The sequence below is a fragment of the Streptomyces sp. NPDC047085 genome (genome assembly GCF_040643735.1).
Taxonomy (GTDB): Bacteria; Actinomycetota; Actinomycetes; order Streptomycetales; family Streptomycetaceae; genus Streptomyces.
Genome location: NZ_JBEYUW010000017.1, coordinates 17,830 through 37,338, shown reverse-complemented (window position 1 = coordinate 37,338; position 19,509 = coordinate 17,830). Strand labels below are relative to the sequence as shown.

18 protein-coding genes and 1 riboswitch are annotated in these 19,509 nt (G+C 72.8%); of the genes, 3 read left to right on the top strand and 15 right to left on the bottom strand.

Annotated elements, in window-relative coordinates:
• Positions 1-110: 110 nt before the first annotated feature.
• The 11 genes from ABZ865_RS37630 to bioB all read right to left on the bottom strand — a co-directional run bounded on the left by ABZ865_RS37630 (position 111) and on the right by bioB (position 13,749).
• A complete protein-coding gene (locus ABZ865_RS37630; RefSeq protein WP_361240537.1) occupies positions 111-899 on the bottom strand; it encodes an SGNH/GDSL hydrolase family protein in 789 nt (262 codons plus the stop codon).
• A gap of 222 nt (positions 900-1,121) precedes the next feature.
• On the bottom strand, positions 1,122-2,135 hold the full coding sequence (locus ABZ865_RS37625; RefSeq protein ID WP_361240534.1) for a hemolysin family protein: 1,014 nt from the start codon (positions 2,133-2,135) through the stop codon (positions 1,122-1,124).
• A complete protein-coding gene (locus ABZ865_RS37620) occupies positions 2,132-3,475 on the bottom strand; it encodes a hemolysin family protein (RefSeq protein WP_361240531.1) in 1,344 nt (447 codons plus the stop codon). Before ABZ865_RS37620 ends, ABZ865_RS37625 begins: the two co-directional genes overlap by 4 nt.
• Before the next feature lie 211 nt (positions 3,476-3,686).
• Complete coding sequence (locus ABZ865_RS37615; RefSeq protein ID WP_361240528.1) at positions 3,687-4,112, bottom strand: GNAT family N-acetyltransferase; 426 nt, start codon at positions 4,110-4,112, stop codon at positions 3,687-3,689.
• Positions 4,113-4,171: 59 nt separating this feature from the next.
• Positions 4,172-5,065: an LLM class F420-dependent oxidoreductase gene (locus tag ABZ865_RS37610; protein ID WP_361240525.1), complete on the bottom strand. Its 894-nt coding sequence runs from the start codon at positions 5,063-5,065 to the stop codon at positions 4,172-4,174.
• 188 nt (positions 5,066-5,253) lie between these two features.
• Positions 5,254-7,827, bottom strand: coding sequence for an ABC transporter permease (locus ABZ865_RS37605; protein WP_361240522.1), 2,574 nt, complete (start codon positions 7,825-7,827; stop codon positions 5,254-5,256).
• A gap of 4 nt (positions 7,828-7,831) precedes the next feature.
• Entirely contained in the window at positions 7,832-8,662 is an 831-nt protein-coding gene (locus ABZ865_RS37600) for an ABC transporter ATP-binding protein (protein WP_361240519.1), read from the bottom strand.
• 150 nt (positions 8,663-8,812) lie between these two features.
• A complete protein-coding gene (locus ABZ865_RS37595) occupies positions 8,813-9,493 on the bottom strand; it encodes a class I SAM-dependent methyltransferase (protein ID WP_361240516.1) in 681 nt (226 codons plus the stop codon).
• 960 nt (positions 9,494-10,453) lie between these two features.
• Positions 10,454-11,170 carry a dethiobiotin synthase gene (gene bioD, locus ABZ865_RS37590; protein ID WP_361240513.1) on the bottom strand — a complete coding sequence of 239 codons (717 nt, stop codon included), beginning with the start codon at positions 11,168-11,170 and terminating at the stop codon, positions 10,454-10,456.
• 1 nt (position 11,171) lies between these two features.
• The gene (locus ABZ865_RS37585; RefSeq protein ID WP_361240510.1) at positions 11,172-12,488 is read right to left on the bottom strand and encodes an adenosylmethionine--8-amino-7-oxononanoate transaminase; all 1,317 of its coding nucleotides are present in this window, start codon (positions 12,486-12,488) and stop codon (positions 11,172-11,174) included.
• Positions 12,481-13,749: a biotin synthase BioB gene (gene bioB, locus ABZ865_RS37580; RefSeq protein ID WP_361240507.1), complete on the bottom strand. Its 1,269-nt coding sequence runs from the start codon at positions 13,747-13,749 to the stop codon at positions 12,481-12,483. The genes ABZ865_RS37585 and bioB overlap by 8 nt, the downstream gene beginning before the upstream one ends.
• A gap of 148 nt (positions 13,750-13,897) precedes the next feature.
• Here bioB and ABZ865_RS37575 point away from each other — a divergent pair, with 148 nt between their 5' ends.
• On the top strand, positions 13,898-15,025 hold the full coding sequence (locus tag ABZ865_RS37575; protein ID WP_361240504.1) for an 8-amino-7-oxononanoate synthase: 1,128 nt from the start codon (positions 13,898-13,900) through the stop codon (positions 15,023-15,025).
• A gap of 85 nt (positions 15,026-15,110) precedes the next feature.
• Here the strand turns inward: ABZ865_RS37575 and ABZ865_RS37570 are convergent, their stop codons facing one another.
• Both ABZ865_RS37570 and ABZ865_RS37565 read right to left on the bottom strand, forming a co-directional pair.
• Entirely contained in the window at positions 15,111-15,335 is a 225-nt protein-coding gene (locus ABZ865_RS37570; RefSeq protein WP_361240501.1) for a DUF397 domain-containing protein, read from the bottom strand.
• 9 nt (positions 15,336-15,344) lie between these two features.
• On the bottom strand, positions 15,345-16,205 hold the full coding sequence (locus tag ABZ865_RS37565) for a helix-turn-helix transcriptional regulator (protein WP_361240498.1): 861 nt from the start codon (positions 16,203-16,205) through the stop codon (positions 15,345-15,347).
• A gap of 213 nt (positions 16,206-16,418) precedes the next feature.
• Here ABZ865_RS37565 and ABZ865_RS37560 point away from each other — a divergent pair, with 213 nt between their 5' ends.
• Entirely contained in the window at positions 16,419-16,877 is a 459-nt protein-coding gene (locus ABZ865_RS37560; RefSeq protein ID WP_361240495.1) for an ATP-binding protein, read from the top strand.
• Between the two features lie 21 nt (positions 16,878-16,898).
• On the opposite strand, the gene ABZ865_RS37555 is transcribed toward ABZ865_RS37560, so the two are convergent.
• Positions 16,899-17,816, bottom strand: coding sequence for a LysR family transcriptional regulator (locus ABZ865_RS37555; protein ID WP_361240492.1), 918 nt, complete (start codon positions 17,814-17,816; stop codon positions 16,899-16,901).
• An 84-nt stretch (positions 17,817-17,900) separates the two neighbouring features.
• Here ABZ865_RS37555 and ABZ865_RS37550 point away from each other — a divergent pair, with 84 nt between their 5' ends.
• Positions 17,901-18,518: a LysE family translocator gene (locus ABZ865_RS37550; protein WP_361240489.1), complete on the top strand. Its 618-nt coding sequence runs from the start codon at positions 17,901-17,903 to the stop codon at positions 18,516-18,518.
• Positions 18,519-18,525: 7 nt separating this feature from the next.
• Here ABZ865_RS37550 and ABZ865_RS37545 read toward each other — a convergent pair whose 3' ends face one another.
• Positions 18,526-18,999: a C40 family peptidase gene (locus ABZ865_RS37545; protein WP_361240486.1), complete on the bottom strand. Its 474-nt coding sequence runs from the start codon at positions 18,997-18,999 to the stop codon at positions 18,526-18,528.
• A 3-nt stretch (positions 19,000-19,002) separates the two neighbouring features.
• A riboswitch (cyclic di-AMP (ydaO/yuaA leader) is annotated at positions 19,003-19,227 on the bottom strand.
• Positions 19,228-19,509: the final 282 nt, after the last annotated feature.

Sequence of the window (19,509 nt, the reverse complement as noted above, 5' to 3'; positions counted from 1 at the left end):
TCCAGATTCTACTGGCGATTCGTGCAGGCCAGCGCCATGGGGTCGTTCGGCGGAAGCTACGAGAGCCGCGTCACGTGGCCCGGTCGGTCCCGGGCGGGGGGCCGGGAGTGCTATGCCTGCCCCTCGTACGGCAGCAGTTCCGGACGCTTCGGCGGGCGGCCGTCGCCGGAGGAGCGGCCGGTGAGGCGGCGGCCTATCCACGGGATCAGGTGCTCGCGGGCGAACCGTGCGTCCGCGACGCGCCGGCTCGCCCAGCCCGGCGGGGGTGTCGCCGGCATCGGCGTGCGCCACTCGACGTCCTCGGCTTCGTAGCCGAGCGACTGCCACACCGCCTCGGCGACCCGGCGGTGCCCCTCGGCCGTCAGATGCAGCCGGTCCACGTCCCACAGCCGCGGGTCGCCCAGCGACGGTGCCCCGTACAGGTCGACGACCACGGCGCCGTGCTTGTCGGCCAGGTCGTCGACGCAGGCGAACAGCTCCTCCATGCGGGGCCGGAACCGCTCCAGCACCGGGCCCTGCCGGCCCGGGCTGCGCATCAGCACGAGCTGCTTGCAGCTGGGCGCCAGGCGTTCCACGGCCTCGGTCAGCAGGCTCCGCACCCTGCCCATGTCGCACTTGGGCCGCAGCGTGTCGTTGAGCCCGCCGACGAGCGTGATCACGTCGGCGTTCATCGCGGCCGCCACGTCCACCTGCTCGTCGACGATCTGCCCGATGAGCTTGCCGCGCACGGCGAGGTTCGCGTACCGGAAGCCCGGGGTGCGGGCGGCCATCCGCCCGGCGAGGAGGTCGGCCCAGCCCCGGTAGCTGCCGTCGGGCTGCAGGTCCGACATGCCTTCGGTGAAGGAGTCGCCGACGGCGACCAGGCTGGTGTGCGCGGGAGGCGTGGAGTTCGTCTGCATGGCGACAGCGATGCTATCCCGACGCCATACCCGCCGGTCGGTCACCCCGGTCGGTCACCCCGGCCAGCCCCGCACCGGTTGTCTGGTCGGTCCGCCACCGGATACCTGGTCGGTCCGCGACCGGTCACGCCGCGCGGTCCGGCACCGGTCACGCAGGGCGGCCCGGCACCGGTCACCACCTGTCGGTCCGGGGCCGGGCACGCGGTGGTGGTCCGGCGTGGTTCACACGGGCTGCCCGAAGAGCTCGCGCAGGACGTCCTCCATCGTCACCAGCCCGGCCAGCCGGCCGTCCTCGCCGAGTACGGCCGCCAGGTGGGTCCGGCTGCCCCGCATCGCGGTGAGCACGTCGTCCAGCGGGGTGCTCTCGCGCACCCGCGCGATGGGCCGCATGTCGCGCAGCCGGAACGGCACGTCCCGGGGCGAGGCGTCCAGCGCGTCCTTGACGTGCAGATAGCCCACGATCCGGCGGCCCACGTCGACCACCGGGAACCGGGAGAAGCCCGACTCGGCCGACAGCCCCTCCAACTGCTCGGCGGTGACGCCCACGCGCGCGTAGACCACGCGTTCCAAGGGCACCACGACGTCCCGCACCGGTCGGCTGCCCAGCTCCAGGGCGTCGTGCAGCCGTTCCTGCGCGCGGCCGTCGATCAGGCCCGCCTGGCCGGCGTCCCGGACGATCTCGGCGAGTTCGGTGTCCGAGAACGTCGCCGTGACCTCGCCCCTGGCCTCCACCCTGAGCAGTTTCAGCAGGCCGTTCGCGAAGGCGTTGACCGTGAAGATCACCGGGCGCAGGGCGCGGGACAGGTCGACCAGCGGCGGACCGAGCAGCAGCGCGCTGCGCACCGGTTCGGCGAGCGCGATGTTCTTGGGCACCATCTCGCCCAGCAGCATGTGCAGATAGGTCGCCAGGGTCAGCGCGATCACGAACGACACCGCGTGGCCCGCGCTCTTGGGCACCCCTACCGCGTGGAAGACCGGCTCCAGCAGGTGCGCGATGGCCGGCTCCGCGACCACGCCCAGCACCAGCGTGCACAGCGTGATGCCGAGCTGGGCGGCGGCCAGCAGCGCGGACACGTGCTCCAGCCCCCACAGCACGCGCTTCGCCCGCCGGTCGCCCTCCATGGCGAGCGGCTCGATCTGCGAGCGGCGCACGGAGATCAGCGCGAACTCGGCGCCCACGAAGAAGGCGTTCACGACGAGGGTCGCCAGACCGATCAGCACCTGTACGACGGTCATCGCGCCCCCTCCGTCCACTCGTCGCTCGGCGCGTCGTCCAGCGGGGCGTGCAGCAGCACCCGCGCGGCCCGGTGGCCCGAGGCGTCCACCACGTCCAGCCGCCAGCCGGCGACCTGGACGATGTCCCCGATCTCCGGTATGCGGCCCAGCTCGGTGGCGACCAGGCCGGCCAGCGTCTCGTACGGCCCCTCGGGCACCCGCAGGCCCACCCGCGCGAGCTGGTCCGTGCGGGCGGCGCCGTCGGCGGAGTACAGGGCCCGGCCCTCCTCGTCGGCCCCGGCGGGGGCGAGGTCGGGTGTCTCGTGCGGGTCGTGCTCGTCGCGCACCTCGCCGACGACCTCCTCGACGATGTCCTCCAGGGTCGCCACGCCCGCCGTACCGCCGTACTCGTCGATGACGACGGCCATGGTCCGCTTGCCGCCCAGGCGGTCCAGCAGCCGGTCCACGGTGAGGGATTCCGGCACCAGCAGGGGCTCGCGCATCACCTGGGTGACGGAGCGGAAGGGCCGCTCCCCGGCGGGCAGCGCCAGGACGTCCTTGATGTGGGCGATGCCGACGACCGCGTCGAGGCCGCCGCGATAGACCGGGAACCGGGACAGGCCCGTCGCCCGGGTCGCGTTCGCCACGTCCTCGCAGGTGGTCTGGGTGTCCAGGGCGACGACCTGGACGCGCGGGGTCATCACGTTCTCCGCCGTCAGGTCGGCCAGGTTCAGGGTGCGGACGAACAGTTCGGCGGTGTCCGCCTCCAGCGCCCCCTCCTTCGCGGAGTGCCGGGCCAGGGCCACCAGTTCCTGCGGCCCGCGCGCGGAGGCCAGCTCCTCGGCGGGTTCGATGCCGAACACGCGCACGACACGGTTGGCCGTCTCGTTGAGGTGCGTGATGAAGGGGCGGAACGCGGCGCTGAACCAGCGCTGCGGGCTGCCGACCCGCTTGGCCATGGCCAGCGGTGAGGAGATCGCCCAGTTCTTGGGCACCAGCTCGCCCACGACCATCAGGAACACCGTCGACAGGGCCGTGCCCAGCACCAGCGCGACCGAGCTCGCCGTGGTGGACGACACCCCCATCGCCCGGAACGGTCCGGCGAGGAGCTTCGCGATGGACGGCTCGGCGAGCATGCCGACCACCAGGTTGGTGACGGTGATGCCGAGCTGCGCACCGGACAGCTGGAAGGTGAGGCTCTTCACGGCCTTGAGCGCGCCCGCCGCCCCGCGCTCGCCTCGCTCGGCGGCCCGCTCCAGCTCGCCGCGCTCGACCGTGGTGAGCGAGAACTCCGCCGCCACGAAGGCGCCGCAGGCGAGCGACAGCAGGATCGCCACCAGCAGGAGCAGCACTTCGGTCATCGGGTCACCCCTCTCCCATGATCGGGCAAGGCGGGGCGCGACGCGCGGTGTCGCCGACGGAGAGGACCGTCCATGGGAGGACGCTCACAACCTTTCATCAAGGGCCGAGTGCTCCCTCAATGGTAAAGGATGGGCAAAGAGTCGCGGGTCTTCAGTCCGTGAGCGCCGTGAGCGTCTTCAGCCCGTGAGCGTCTTCAGCCCGTGAGCGTCTTCAGTCCGTGAGGGGCTTCACCCAGCGCCGCCAGTGGTCCTCGCGGCGGTAGCCGGTCGCGGCCCAGGTGTGGTGGGCCCGTTCGTTGGCCTCCAGGACCATCGCGTCGACGCGCCGGCCGCCCAGCGCGGCGAACCGGCGCTCCGCCGCCTCCAGCAGGGCGGTGGCGATGCCCTGCCGACGGTGGTCCGGATGGACGGCCAGGCGGTAGGCGGAGCAGCGCCAGCCGTCGAACCCGGCGATGACCGTGCCCGCCAGGACGCCGTCACGCTCGGCGAGGAGCAGGGCCTCGGGGTCGGTCGCGATGAGCCGGGCCACTCCGTCGTGGTCGTCGCTGATGCTCGTCCCCTCCGCCGCCGTACGCCAGAAGTCCAGCACGGTGTCGATGTCCGAGAGGGTGGCGCGGCGGATGTGAAGATCGCTCATGGGGCGAGCCAAGCAGACCGCCGGGCCGCCCGGCGAGCGTATTTCCCGCTGCGGGGCGCTCACACGGGCTCCTCCCGCAACCGCTCCATCACCGGCGCGAACGCCTCCATGAACGGCTCCAGGACGGTCAGATACGAGAACCCGAACCGCTCGCGCAGCGCCCGCACCCGCGCGACGACCTCGTCCAGCGGACCGGCCAGCACGATGGGCAGGTCCAGAGCCTGCTCCAGGCTCAGCTGCGGCTGCCGCTCCAGCAGCGGCTTGAGCGCGACCTCGGGATCGTCGGTGACGGCCACGAGCTGCACGAGCAGGTTCAGCTCCGCCGGCTCGGCCCGGCCCGCCGCCAGCTCCCGGTAGCGGGCCACGCGCCGGTCCACCTCCTCGGCGGTCACCGGCTCCAGCTTCCCCGTCGCGCTCCCGGGCACCATCCGCGCCCCGGTGAAGCCGACGATGTCCGCCCGCTCCGCGCTCAGCCGCAGCGTCCGCTCACCGTCACCGCCGATCAGCAGCGGCACCCGGCGCTGCGCCGGACGGGGCTCGTACTCCTCGGCGCCGAGCAGCCGCTCCAGTTCCGCCACCGTGCGCCGGAGGCGGTCCACGCGCTCGCGCGGAGTGCCGTACGGCAGTCCGGCCGCCTCATGCTCGGCCTGTACGTATCCGGTGCCGAGGCCGAGTTCCAGGCGGCCGCCGGCCAGGGCGTCCGTGGTCGCCACCTCGCGGGCCAGCAGCGCCGGGTTCCAGAAACCGGCGTTGAGGACGAGTGTGCCGAGCCGGGGCCGCTCGGTCGCCTCGGCGGCCGCGACCAGCGCCGGGAACGGCGCGATCATGCCGAGGTGGTCCGGGACCAGGATCACGTCGTACCCCAGCTCCTCGGCGCGACGGCACTTCGCCCGCCACTCGGCGGCGGGCGCGGGCGTGAGCAGATTGACCCCGAAGCGGAACGGACGCGGCATGAACTCTCCCAAGTGGTGAGCGACTTGATCCCCGATGCGATCCCCGATGCGATCCCGGTCGCGATTCCATCACGGGTGCGGCGTCCCGGCACCGGGGCCGACCCGCCCGTACCCGGTCGTGTGCGTTCGCGCCCGTACTCAGTCGTGTGAGTTGGCGCCCGTACTGTCGTATGAGCTCTGGCCCGTACTCACTCGTGCGCGATCGCCGCCAGGACGTTCATCCGCGAGGCCCGCAGCGCCGGCAACAGGGCTGCCACGATGCCGACCACCGCCGAGCCGATCACGACCGCCACGACGGTGCCCCAGGGGATCGCGAGCGCGGTCAGCCCCTGCAGGGCCAGCACCTGCTGGGTGCACACGCCCCACACCAGGCCCAGCCCCAGCCCCAGCACCGCGCCGAACACCGCGATCACCACCGACTCCAGCCGGATCATCCGGCGCAGCTGCCGTCTGCCCAGCCCGATCGCGCGCAGCAGCCCGATCTCCCGGGTGCGCTCCACCACCGACAGCGCGAGCGTGTTGACCACCCCGAGCACGGCGATGATGATCGCGAGCCCGAGCAGCGCGTACACGAGATAGAGCAGGACGGCGATCTGATCGTGCACCAGCTTCTTGTAGTCGGCCTGGTCGCGCACCTGGACCTGCGGGAACGGCTCCAGCGCCCGCTCGAGCCGAGGGCGCAGCTCCTTCGCGTCGGTACCCGGGGACGCGTTGACGTAGAGGGCGGAGTCCTGGCCGCGGGGCACGTACGTGTCCATCGTCGCCATGCCGAGGAAGACGCCACCCTGCGGGCCGAAGCCGTCACCGGCGCCCTGGTCGGTGAGGGCGCCGACCGTCAGCTCCGCCCGGCGCCCGCCCGGGAACTCGACCGGCAGCACGCTGCCCACCCGGACCCCGTGGTCCTTGGCGAAACGGGCGTCCATGGCGAGGTGCCCGTCCGCCAGCGCGGCCGCCGAGTCGCCCCGCGCGTAGGTGAGATGGGCGACGTCGTCGAGGCGGGGACCGTACCCGGAGGCCGCGGTCTTCACGCGGTCCCCGTCCGGCAGCCGTAGCGCGATCGGGCTGATCCGCGTGCGGACCACGAGCCCGACGCCGGGCGTGGCCTCGACGGTGTCCGTGAGTTCCTTGGTGAACGGCGTGAAGTTGGCGCTCTGGACGACATAGTCGGCACCGAGCGTCTGGTCGATCTTCTGGTCGAACGAGGCGGACATGGACGCGCTGGCCACCGACATCCCACCGACCAGCGCGAGTCCCACCATCAGCGCGGCCGCCGTGGCGCCCGTGCGGCGCGGGTTGCGCAGGGCGTTGCGCTGGCTCATCCGGCCGACCGACCCGAACAGCGCGGGGAAGGCACCGCCCAGGACGCGGATCACGGGCCGCACCAGCAGGGGACCCGCGATGACGGTCGCGATCAGCGTCAGCACCACGCCGAGCCCCAGCAGCGAGCCCGCCGAGCCGGTCTTCGTGGCCGCCGCGCACCCCGCCAGCGCGGCCGCGCCGGCCACCCCGACCACGGCCCCGACGACCGCCCGCACCTTCAACGGCTTGCCCACACCGGCGACTTCGGCGTCCGCCAGCGCCGCCATCGGCGAGACGGCCGCCGCCCGCCGCGCGGGCAGGTACGCGGCGACGAAGGTGACGCCCACGCCGACGGCGTACGCCGCGACCGGCGTCCCCCAGCCGATCACCATCTCCGTGGCCTTCAGGTTCATCCCGAACGCGCTCATCAGCCGGATCAGCGCGACCGCCAGCCCGACCCCGGCCGCGAGGCCCAGCGTCGAGCCGACCAGCCCCAGCAGCAGTGCCTCCGTGAGCACCGACCGCCGCACCTGCCGCCGGTCGGCGCCCAGCGCCCGCAGCAGGCCGAGTTCACGGGTGCGCTGCGCGATCAGCATCGAGAAGGTGTTGACGATCAGGAACACCCCGACCAGTACGGCGATCCCGGCGAAGCCCAGCATCACGTACTTGATCACGTCCAGGAACCCGCCGAGGTCGGCCGCGGCCGACTTGGCCTGCTCGTCGGCGGTCTTCAGGTCGTAGGTGCCGCCACCGGTGCCGATCGCCGCGGCGACACGGCGCTTGAGCTCGGTGTCCGTGACGCCCTTGGCCGCGTCCACCGAGATGCTCGTGGCCCGGTCGGCCGAACCGAGCAGCTCGCGGCCGGCCACCGCGGGGTCGAGGAAGACGAGGGCCGCGCCCGGGTTGGTGGTGGTGAACGTGGCGATGCCGACGACCCTGACCCGGAAGCTGCCCGGCTGCGCCTGCACCGTCAGCGTGTCGCCGATCCGTACGTGCTTCTTGTCGGCGGTGTCCGCGTCCAGCAGCGCCTCGCCCGCGCCGCTCGGCGCGTGACCGGAGGTCAGCTTCACCGGGCTGCGGTGGGTGACGTACCAGGAGGTGGCGATGGTCGGGGCGCCGGTGGTCGGGCCGACCGACTTGTTGTGGCTGTCGACCACGACGACGTTCTGCACCGACACGTCCGCATGGGCCGCCGCGACCCCGTCGACCTTCACCACCTGGTCCTTGAGCGCGGCGGGCACGGTCTGGACGGCGCCGGTCGGCACGGGGGACTTCAAGTCCTCCTTCGGCTCGACCGTCACATCGGCGGCGGTCGAGGCGAACAGCCGGTCGAAGGTGCGGGTGACCGTGTCGGAGAAGATCAGGCTGCCCGCGACGAACGCGACGGACAGCACGACGGCCAGCGCGGACAGCGCCAGCCTGCCCTTGTGCGCGAGGAAACTGCGCAGGGTCGCCTTGAGCACCGGGTCAGTCCTCCTGCGCCAGGGCGTCGTCCTGCGCCGGGGCGTCGTCGCCGAGCCGGCCCCGGACCACGTCGAAAGCCTTCATGCGTTCCAGTACGGCCTCCGCCGTCGGCCGCTCCATCCGGTCCACGATCCTGCCGTCGGCGAGGAAGAGCACCAGATCGGAGTGGGCGGCGGCGCCCGGGTCGTGCGTGACCATCACGACGGTCTGCCCGAGATCGTCCACGGCACTGCGCAGAAAGCCCAGCACCTCCAGACCCGCCCGCGAGTCCAGGTTGCCGGTGGGCTCGTCCGCGAAGATCAGCTCCGGCCGGGAGGCCAGCGCCCGCGCGCAGGCCACGCGCTGCTGCTGACCGCCCGACAGTTGCGCCGGGCGGTGCGTGAGCCGTCCGCGCAGGCCGAGCGTGTCGATGACCTGGTCCAGCCACTGCCGGTCCGGCTTGGCGCCCGCGATGTCCATGGGCAGGGTGATGTTCTCGGCCGCGTTCAGCGTCGGGATGAGGTTGAACGACTGGAACATGAACCCGATCCGGTCCCGCCGCAGCCGGGTCAGCTCCCGGTCCTTCAGCCCCGTGATCTCGGTGTCGCCGAGCCACACCTGACCGGCGGACACGGTGTCGAGCCCCGCCAGACAGTGCATCAGCGTGGACTTGCCCGAGCCGGACGGGCCCATCACGGCCGTGAAGCGGCCGCGCGCGATGTCCACGTCCACCGAGTCCAGGGCGAGTACGGCGGTCTCGCCCGAGCCGTACGCCTTGGTCAGCCCGCGGGCGCGGGCCGCGATCCCACCACCGGACGCACCGCCCGGAGCGTCCTTCTCAGCAGATGTGTACAAGACCGCCTCCCGGTCCCCTCGACATCCCGACACACCGGGTCCGGGCCGAGCCTAGTGTGATCGGCCCCACAGCCGAAATACGTCCTGGGGCCGAGGAGGCGTACCGCGTGTAAGGGGCAACTTTCCGCGCGTTCGCGTGAGGCGCTCGGCTCACTCGGGGGGCCGCCAGGCGGTGCCCAGCGTGCAGAAGGAGGTGGGCAGCGTGGGGCCCTTCTCCGGAATCAGCACCTGCCGGAGCGGGCCGAGTTCGAAGCCGGCCTCGCGCAGCGCGGCGACTGGCTCACGGGCCAGATGGCAGCCGCCGTTCACCGCGGGCCACAGCGTACGGTCCAGGGCGCGCTGGGTCAGCGTCATCATGCGGCCGCCGCCCCGGCCGTGCTCGAAGAACCGCACCTGGCCGCCGGGTTTGAGCACCCGCCGGACCTCGCCGAGCGCCCGCTCCACGTCCCGCACGCTGCACAGCACCAGCGACAGTACGACCGCGTCGAAGCCCTCGCTCTTGACCGGCAGCGCCTCCGCGGTCCCCGGCACCACGTCCACCAGCACGTCGGCGCGCAGCGCGGACTCCAGCGCCAACTTCCTCAGCAGCGCTTCCGGTTCGATGGCGACGACCTCGGCGACGGTCTGCGGATAGTGCGCGAAGTTCAGCCCGTTGCCCGCGCCGATCTCGATCACCCGCCCCGACAGCCCGGCGAGCAGCCGCTCGCGCAGCCCGGCCATGCCGAACCGGGTTTCGGCGCCCACGCTGATCCGGGCGTAGTAGCGGGCGAAGACCGGATGGTGGACGGGACCCCGCGTGACCTGGCCGGAAGCGGAGGAAAGCAACCGCATGACAACCTCCCGGAGCTGGACGGCCTGGGAACAGTGTCCCCCGTACGACGCACACGCACCCTCGGCCCACGCCGCGGAACTCCGCCCCGGCCCCCTCCAGGGGCTCCGCCCCCGGACCCCCGCCAGGTGCTCCGCCCCTGGACCCCGACCTCGCCCACCCACCACCCGACTCGGTCGGCTGGAAGGGAAACGACTCGACTCGGTCGCCTGGAGGGGGAACGGCTCGACTCGGTTGGCTGGAGGAGGAATGACTCGGTCGACTGGAGGGGGAAGGACTCGGCCCGTGCGCCGCCGCGCTGGGCTCTGCGGCCGGGCGCGTAACCCCGGCTACTGCGCTGTCGCGTCGGGCTGCGTGGCCGGGTGCGCAACTCCGGCCACTGCGCTGTCGCGCCGGGCACTGCGGCCAGGCGCGTAACCCCCGCTACGGCGCCGCCACGCCAGGCTCCGCGGCCGGGCGTGCAACCCCGGCCACCGTGCTGCCGCACCCGGCTACGACGCTGCCGCACCCCGGCTACGCTGCGCGCCAGGCTCCGCGGTCGGGCGCGCAACCCCGGCCGCCGTGCTGCCGCACCCCGGCTACGACGCTGCCGCACCCCGGCTACGCTGCGCGCCAGGCTCCGCGGTCGGGCGCGCCACCCCGGCCGCCGCGCTGCCGCACCCGGCTACGACGCCGCACCCCGGCTACCGCACCGCCGCACCAGGCTCAGCGGCTGGGCGCGCAACCTTGGCTAGTGCGCTGTGGTCGTGCGCGCAACCCCGGCTACGCTGCGCGCCAGGCTCCGCGGCCGGGCGCGCCACCCCGGCCACCGTGCTGCCGCACCCCGGCCACCGTGCTGCCGCACCCCGGCCACCGTGCTGCCGCACCCCGGCTACTGCGCTGCCGCACCCCGGCTACTGCGCTGCCGCACCCCGGCTACTGCGCTGCCGCGCCGGGCTCCGCGGCCGCGCGTGCCGTTCCGGCTACGGTGCCTCCCGCGCCCCGAATGCCTTCGCGTCCCAGACGCCGTCCAGGGGAGGTGCCAGCCAAGTCGGCGCGGCCGTGCGGAAGTCGGTGGGGGGCAGGTTGCCCGCGCCGGAGGGGATCGCGCCGAGCAGGGGGGCGTCGGCGACCTCGGAGAGGTCGGCCACGTTGCAGCGGGAGGCCAGGTCCGGGGACTCGGGCCAGCTGCCGATCACGACGCCGGCCAACTCCAGGCCACGCGCCCGCAGTTCACGGGCCGTGAGCTCGGTGGAGTTGAGGGTGCCAAGACCGGCCGGGGCGACGACCAGCACCGGCGCGCCGAGCAGTTCCGCCGCGTCCGCCAGCGTGCCGCCCGCCGCGTCGAACCGTACGAGCAGCCCGCCCGCGCCCTCCACCAGCACCAGATCGTGCTCGGTGGCCAGCTTGGCCGCGGCCTCGGCCACCTCGTGCGGGTGCACCGGGGCCATCCCGGCCCGCCGGGCTGCCGTGCCCGGGGCCAATGGCTCGGGGTAGCGGGCCAGTTCCGCGGTCGTGACCGGTCCCGCGAGCCGCGCGACCTCGTCGGCGTCCCCGCGCTCGTCCGGCCGTACCCCCGTCTGCGCGGGCTTCAGCACGGCCACCGAACGCCCGGCCGCCAGCGCCGCGGCGGCGACGGCGGCGGTCGTGACCGTCTTGCCGACCTCCGTGCCCGTCCCCGTGATCACCAGTACCGGCATCTCAACCCTCCCGCGCCGCGGCGCACACCGCGCGCGCGATCCGTGCCACGTCCGCGTCACCCGTGACGTACGGCGGCATCGTATAGACCAGGTCGCGGAACGGGCGCAGCCACACGCCCTCCCGTACGGCCGCCCGGGTGGCCGCGGCCATGTCCACCTCGTGGTCGAGCTGGACGACGCCGATGCCGCCCAGGACGCGGACGTCCTTCACCCCGGGCAGGTCGGCGGCCGGCGCCAGCCCCTCCCGCAGGCCCGCCTCGATCCGCCGGACCTCCGCGCGCCAGTCCTGCCCGAGCAGCAGCTCGATGGACGCGCACGCCACGGCGGCCGCCAGCGGATTGCCCATGAACGTCGGGCCGTGAGCGAGAACCGGTACGTCGCCCCGCGAGATCCCGTCGGCCACCCGCGGGGTGCACAGCGTCGCCGCCATCGTCAGATAGCCGCCGGTCAGCGCCTTGCCGACACACATGACATCCGGGGTCACGCCCGCGTGCTCGGCCGCGAACAGCGCGCCGGTGCGCCCGAAGCCGGTCGCGATCTCGTCGAACACCAGCAGCACGTCGTGCGCGTCGCACGCCTCGCGCAGCACCCGCAGATAGGCGGGGGAGTGGAACCGCATCCCGCCCGCGCCCTGCACCACCGGCTCGACGATCACCGCGGCCAGTTCGTCCGCGTGCCGTGCGATCGCCGACCGCAGATGCTCGGCGTACGACTCCTCGTACTCGGCGGGCGGCGCGTCCGTGAACACCTGGCGCGGCAGCACCCCGGTCCACAGCTCGTGCATCCCGCCCTCGGGGTCGCACACCGACATCGGGTTCCAGGTGTCGCCGTGGTAGCCGCCCCGCCAGGTCAGCAGCCGCTGTTTGCCGGGGCGGCCGAGCGAGCGCCAGTACTGCAGGCACATCTTGACCGCGACCTCGACGGACACCGAGCCGGAGTCGGCGAGGAAGACATGTTCGAGTCCATCAGGCGACATGTCGACAAGGAGCTTCGCCAGCCGGACGGCGGGCTCGTGCGTGAGCCCGCCGAACATCACATGGCTCATCCGCCCGAGCTGCTCGCGCGCGGCCTCGTCGAGGACGGGGTGGTTGTAGCCGTGGATCGCCGACCACCAGGACGACATGCCGTCGATCAGCTCGCCCGAGCCGTCCGCGAGCCGCAGTCGGACCCCGCTCGCCGACTCCACGACGAGCGGTTCGACACGCCCGGGCATCGGGCCGTACGGATGCCACACGTGCCGCCGGTCCAGCTCCAGCAGTTCGGGCACGCTCAGGCCGGGCCGGGCCGGCCGCTCCGGCCGGTCGTGCTGATCAGGCATTGGGCGCGAGATCCGTTCCGGCGCCCCGGCGGCGCACGGCGACGAGGTCGGTGCGCGGCTCGGCCGCGGCCGGCACGGACGCCGTACCGCACACCCCGCCGCCCGCGTGCGAACCGCACCCGGCCTCGGCCTGCGAGCCGCAGCCCGCGTCACCGTGCGAACCGCAACCCGCCTCCGCGTGCGAGCCGCAGCCCGTCTCCGCGTGCGAGCCGCAGCCCGTCTCCGCGTGCGAGCCGCAGCCGCCCGCGGCGGCGTCCGCCCGGTGCTGGGGCAGCGTCACCTGGTCGGCGCCCTCCACCTCGAACCCGGCGTCCGCGATCATCTCCAGGTCGGCCTTGCCGGCCTGGCCCTCGCTGGTCAGGTAGTCGCCGAGGAAGATGGAGTTGGCCAGGTGCAGCGCGAGGGGCTGCATCGTGCGCAGGTGGACCTCGCGGCCGCCCGCGATACGCACCTCCACGTCCGGGCAGACGAACCGGACCATCGCGAGGATGCGCAGGCAGCGCTGCGGGGTGAGGTTCCACTCCTTGGCGAGCGGGGTGCCCTCGAACGGGATCAGGAAGTTCACCGGAACGGAGTCCGGGTCCAGTTCGCGCAGCGAGTAGACGACGTCGACGAGGTCCTCGTCGCTCTCGCCCATGCCCGCGATCAGACCGGAGCAGGCGGACAGACCGGCCGCGTGCGCCTTCTGCACCGTTTCCACCCGGTCGGCGTACGTGTGGGTGGTGGTGATGTCCCCGTAGGTGGACTCGGAAGTGTTCAGGTTGTGGTTGTAGGCGTCGGCGCCGGCCTCGCGCAGCCGCTCGGCCTGGCCGTCGGAGAGCAGGCCCAGGCAGGCGCACACCTCGACGCCCTCGTTCTGGTCCTTGATGGCCTTGATGGTCTCGGAGACCCGGTCCACGTCCCGGTCCGTCGGGCCGCGCCCGGACGCCACCAGGCAGACCCGCTTGGCGCCGCCGGCCAGGCCCGCCGCGGCCGCCTGGGAGGCCTCGTCGGGCTTGAGCCAGGTGTACTTCAGGATGCCGGCCGTGGAGCCGAGCCGCTGGGAGCAGTAGGAGCAGTCCTCCGGACACAGGCCGGACTTGAGGTTGACCAGGTAGTTGAGTTTCACGCGCCGGCCGAACCAGTGCCGGCGCACCTTGCCGGCCGCGGCCACCACATCGAGCAGGTCGTCGTCGGAGGTGGCGAGTACGGCGAGCGCTTCCTCGCGGGTCGGCAGCTCGCGCCGAAGCCCCTTGTCCACCAGCGTGTTCAGCAGGTCCATGAGGTCCGATCCTGTCCTACGGGACCGCCCCCGGCCAAGGAGAGAATCGACAACGGAGCCGGATCACCGTGTGGGTATTGCCACACCATGCGTGCCCGGCCGGGCCGCTAGGGTCTGTCCGCTACCTACAAATGCCCCCGGAGGACACATGGCGTTCGGCTGGATCGACGAGCAGGCCGAGGCGCGCAGCCGTGCCGGACTCGTACGGACCCTGCGCCCGCGTCCGGCCGATTCGCCGCTGCTGGACCTGGCGAGCAACGACTATCTGGGCCTCGCCCACCACCCCGAGGTCGCCGAGGGCACGGCCCGGGCCGCCCGGACCTGGGGCGGCGGCTCCACCGGCTCCCGGCTGGTCACCGGCACCACCGAGCTGCACACCGAGCTGGAGCGCGAACTGGCGGACTTCTGCGGCTTCGAGGCGGCTCTGGTCTTTTCGTCCGGTTATGCGGCGAACCTCGCCGCGGTCACCGCGCTGGGCCCGCACGGCTCGCTGATCGTGTCCGACGCGGGCAACCACGCCTCGCTCATCGACGGCTGCCGGCTCGCCCGGGGCACCACACAGGTGGTCGGGCACGCCGACCCGGAGTCCGTGGACAAGGCGCTGGGCGCGCACGAGGGGGCGGCGATCGTCGTCTCCGACACGGTGTTCTCGGTCGACGGCGACGCGGCTCCGCTGGCCGCGCTGGCGGAGGCGTGCCGGGAGCACGGGGCGGGGCTGGTCGTGGACGACGCCCACGGGCTTGGCGTGCTGGGCGACGGCGGCCGGGGCGCCCCGCACGCGGCGGGTCTCGCGGGCGCCGAGGACGTGGTCGTCACGGCCACCCTGTCCAAGTCGCTGGGCAGCCAGGGCGGGGTGGTGCTCGGTCCGGCGCGGGTGATCGACCATCTGGTCAACGCGGCGCGCACGTTCATCTTCGACACGGGCCTGGCCCCCGCGGCGGCCGGCGCGGCGCTGGCTGCGCTGCGGCTGCTGCGGCGCGAGCCCGCGCGGGCGGAACAGGCTCGCGCGGTCGCCGCCGAACTGCACGCACGCCTGACCGCCGCGGGTCTGGAAGCGGTGCGTCCGGACGCCGCGGTGGTCTCGGTGCGGGCTCCCTCCCCGGAGCAGGCCGTGCGATGGGCGGCCGACTGCCGTACGGCGGGCCTGGCCGTGGGCTGCTTCCGTCCTCCTTCCGTGCCCGACGGCATCTCACGGCTGCGGCTGACCGCCCGTGCGGACCTCTCCGAGGCCGAGATCGAACGCGCTGTACGGGTGATCGGCGAGGCGCGACCATGAGTCGGCGTGACACGGCCGGACATCGCCCGAAAATGATCGGATCTGATTGGGAACTGGTCGGGTAGGGGTCAGTGGGCGTCGGTGCTCACCGGAGCGCGGTCACGAAGTCCGCCCAGCTCTCGGGGGAGAAGAGCAGCGCGGGTCCGGCCGGGGCCTTGGAGTCGCGCACGGCGAGCAGTCCGACCCCGGGGCCGGAGTGCGGCCGGGCCGTCTCCACGCAGTTGTTCGCTCCCGTGCTGTAGCTGCTGCGCAGCCAGCGCACGTCGTGCAGATCGGTACTGGCAGGGAGGTTCCGAGGCAGTGCTGTCATGGTGCCTCCTTACGCGCCGTCACCTATCTCGGCGATGTAATCCAACGAGTCCTCGGGTGAAAGGGCGTGGATCCGAAGGGTGTCGAAGGCCTCCGCGTAGGCCTGGAGGTCTTCTTTCCGTTCCAGGTAGAGGCTACTCGTCAACTGGTCGAGAACAACAACGTCCAGATCAGAAGTGCTCGGAAATGAGAAAATAACGAAAGGCCCCGTGAGGCCGATATGCGCCCCCGCACCGAACGGCAGAACCTGGAGCCTGACCTGGGGCAGACGCGCGGCCTCCAGCAGCCGGCTCAGCTGGCGCCTCATCACCTCCGGACCGCCGACCTCGCGCCGCAGCACCGCCTCGTCCAGTACGGCGTCCAGCCGCAGCGGCGGATCGGCGCGCAGCACGTCCTGCCTGGCCAGCCGCACCTCCACCAGCGTGTCCAGGCGCTCCTCGTCCACCCCCTCCACCGCCGCCCGGGTCACCGCACGGGCGTACTCGGGCGTCTGCAGCAGACCCGGGACGACCGTGGTCTCCAGCGTGCGCATCCCGCTCGCCTGCGACTCCAGGCTGATGAAGTCCCGGTAGGTGGGCGGCAGCACCCCCCGATAGGCGTGCCACCAGCGGTGCCGGGCGTCCGCGTCCTCCGACCCGGCCAACATCAGCAGCAACTCGCGCAGTTGCCGGTCCCGCACTCCGTAGGCGTCCAGGAGTAACCGCACATCGGCCGGTTTGACCCCGCTGGCACCGGTCTCGATACGACTCACCTTCGACTGGTGCCAGCCCACGAGGCGGGCGGCGTCACCGCTGGTGAGTCCCGCACCGGTGCGCAGCGTGCGCAGCTCGGCGCCCAGTTTGCGGCGCCGGACCGCGGGACCGTTCTGCATGGGGTCCTCCTTACTCCTTCCGGGCCGCCCAAATACGGTCTCTCGTCGCAGAGTTCACCGCTTTGAGCGACAGATATATGCATATCTTGGTGGATCGCTCCCGTTGAACGGCCCGGTGATGGCAATCTGGCGACGAAGCACCAGTGCGGGACCGTACTCGAACCATCCGCTCCTCGCCGGACCGCGGTTCCGTGGGAAAGGGACGACGTCGCCATGGCAGACCATCTGGAAGCATCCGTCACTCTGCCGAGCGATCCCGCCTCGGTCTCCGCGGCCCGCTCCTACGTGGTGGGCACCCTCGCGGAGTGGGGGCTGCCGTCCGACACCGAAGTGGCCGACACCGTGCGGCTCATCGTCTCGGAACTCGCGACCAACGCCGTACAGCACACCTTCGGTCAGTCACCCACCTTCACCGTCGACATCACCCTGGACCGCGACGAACACCTCCGCATCGGTGTGACGGACAGTCATCCGCGCCTTCCGAAGAGACTGCCCGCCGCCGTCCAGCAGGACAACGGGCGCGGCATGGTCATCATCCGCTGGCTCACCGCCGAGTGCGGCGGCAAGCTCCGCATCCGCCCCACCCGCGAGGGCGGCAAGACGGTCTCCATCGAACTCCCCTGGAGCATCCCGACCGCGCCGCTCACGGCGGCGGGGCAGCAGGAGCCGTAGCCCGTCGCACGGCTGCCGGCCTCATGTGGCCCTTCCCGCCCGGCCGAACGCCCCCCGCAGCAGGGCCCGGAACGCGTCGGCGGCCGGGGCGACCTCGTCGGCGCGATAGGCCACCGAAATCGTGCGGCTCAGCCGGCCCGCCTCCAGGGGGCGCATGCCGACGGGAGTGACCGCGGTCCGCGCCACCATCTCCGGTACGACCGCCACACCCAGCCCGGCACTGACGAGCGCGCACACGACGGCGTAGCCGGGCGTCGGCACCAGCAGCGCCGGGGTCGCCCCCGCCTCGGCGAGCAGGGCCTCCACCGCCCGCCGCGCCGCATGATGCGGAGCCATGCTGATGAGCGGCTGCCCGGCCAACCGGTCCAGCGGCAGCCGGGAGGAAGCACTGCTCAGCGCGTGGCCCGGCGCGGTCACCAGGACCAACTCCTCCACCAGTACCGGCTCCAGGCCGACCGAGGACGGCACCGGGGCCGTCTCGCCCGGGTGGTAGGCGTGGGTCAGCGCCAGGTCCACCTCGCCGGCCGCCACCGCGGTGACCCCGGCCGGCGGATCGTAGTCGGCGACCGACAGCCGCACGTCCGGGTGCGCCCGGCGGAACGCGCTCAGCGCGGGCGGCAGCAGATGGACCCCCGCCGTCGGAAACGTACCGAGCCGCAGTGCCCCGCCGGACAGCCCGGTCAGGAGCGCCAGCTCGTGCCGGGCCATCTCCAGCTCGTCCAGCACCCGGCGTGCGCGCGCCACCAGTACCTCGCCCGCCTCGGTGAGCCGGGCCCCGCGATGGTGCCGGACCAGCAGGGCCGTGCCCGCCTCCCGCTCCAGTTTGGCCAGCTGCTGGGAGAGAGCCGGCGGCGTGTAGCCGAGCCGGTCGGCGGCCCGGGTGATGGATCCGGCCTCGGCGACAGCGACCAGCGCGGCCAGCCGGTTCGGGTCGTACATGAATCTCAGGCTAAAGCAATGCTTAAGGCTCACCCAGCGGAATCGAAATACCTGCTGAAGGCCCCGCCGGGGCACGCTGGCCGCATGGACGGACAGCTCATCGCCTTCACCGGGATCGCCGCCGGACTCGTCGCCATGCCGGGCGCCGACTTCGCGGTGGTCGTACGCAACGCACTGGTCTCACGCCGCGCCGGCGCGGTCTGCGGGCTCGGCATCGCGGGCGGCCTGCTGGTGCACACCACCCTGGCGGTGATCGGGGTCGCCGCCGTCCTGGTCGCCGTGCCCGCGCTGTTCCACGCGCTGCAACTGCTGGGCGGCGCGTATGTGCTGCAGCTCGGCGTGCGCACCCTGTGGGCGCTGCACCGGCCCGCCGCCGTGTCCGAGGAGGTCCCGGGCGGAGCGGCGCACCCGCTGCGGCAGGGCTTCGTCACCAACGTCCTCAACCCGAAGGCCGCGCTGACCTTCCTCAGCCTGCTGCCCCAGTTCGTGCCCTCGGGCAGCCCCGCCCTGCCCAGGACGCTGCTGCTCGCGCTGATCATCTGCACGCTGGCCCTGGTGTGGTTCCAGGCGGTGGCCCTGCTGGTGGACCGGCTCGGCCGGTGGCTGCGCCGTCCCCGGGCCGCCCGCACGCTGCAGGCGGGCACCGGGGCGGCGCTCACGGTCCTCGGGGCGGCCCTGCTGCTGGAGCCGCTCCTGCCCTGAGCCGGCGTCAGCTGACCCGGCCGTACCAGACGCTCCTGGTCCAGATCTTCTCGAGCTTCACCACGTCACCGGTCTTCGGGGCGTGCCAGATCTTCCCGTGGCCGGCGTAGATGCCGACGTGGTAGACGCTGGAGCCCGAGTGGAAGAAGACCAGGTCACCGGCCTTGCGGTGGCCGGCCGAGATGTGGTGCGTCTTGTTGTACTGCTGGGCCGCCGTGCGCGGCAGGGTCTTGCCCGCCTTCTTGTACGAGTACAGCGTCAGCCCCGAGCAGTCGAACCGGCGCGGCCCGGTGGCCCCGTAGCGGTACGGGGAGCCCTTCTTGGAGGCCGCGACCTGGAGTGCTTTCGTCGCCATGGTCGCGGCCGAGGCGTCGGTGGCGAGGCCGGGGACCGCGATGGAGCCGCCGACGGCGGCCAGGGTGAGAGCCGAGGCCGTGCCGGCCCGGGCCATCAGCGACGGGACACGATTGAGCGCAGTCATGCGCAACCCTTCGTCAGCCGCCTGTGAAGGATGACCTGTCGGATTCGGGCTGGCGAAGTTGCCCGGCCGCGTTGCCGCGGCTTCACCCCAAGGACCGCTCGATGCGGCCGCTCGTCTGTGCGACGAACGTCCGTTCCGGCGACCCGTCTTGCCTGGGTCCTCCACTCCTGCCGATCCACTCTGTCGACCGGTCATCCGGGCGGCGGCAGGACTCGGCGTCCGCCCGGACCGCCCCGCCGCGGTGGCGGGGGCTTGTCGTCAGTCAGGGATCTTGACTCACAACTGTCCGAAAATCCCAATGGAATCGGGGATTTGTGGCGTTACTCACCACTCACCCGTTCGGGTGGACGGTGGTGTGTTCGAGGCGTCGTCAGGTCCCTTGCGTAGGCCCGGACCTGGGGCGGAGCATCCGAATCGCGAACAGCAGGACCGCGCGATGCGCAACTCGGGAGGCCCGGAACAGGATCCGGAGATACACCGGTCGGCGGTCCGTCGTTCGGGCCGTTTCAA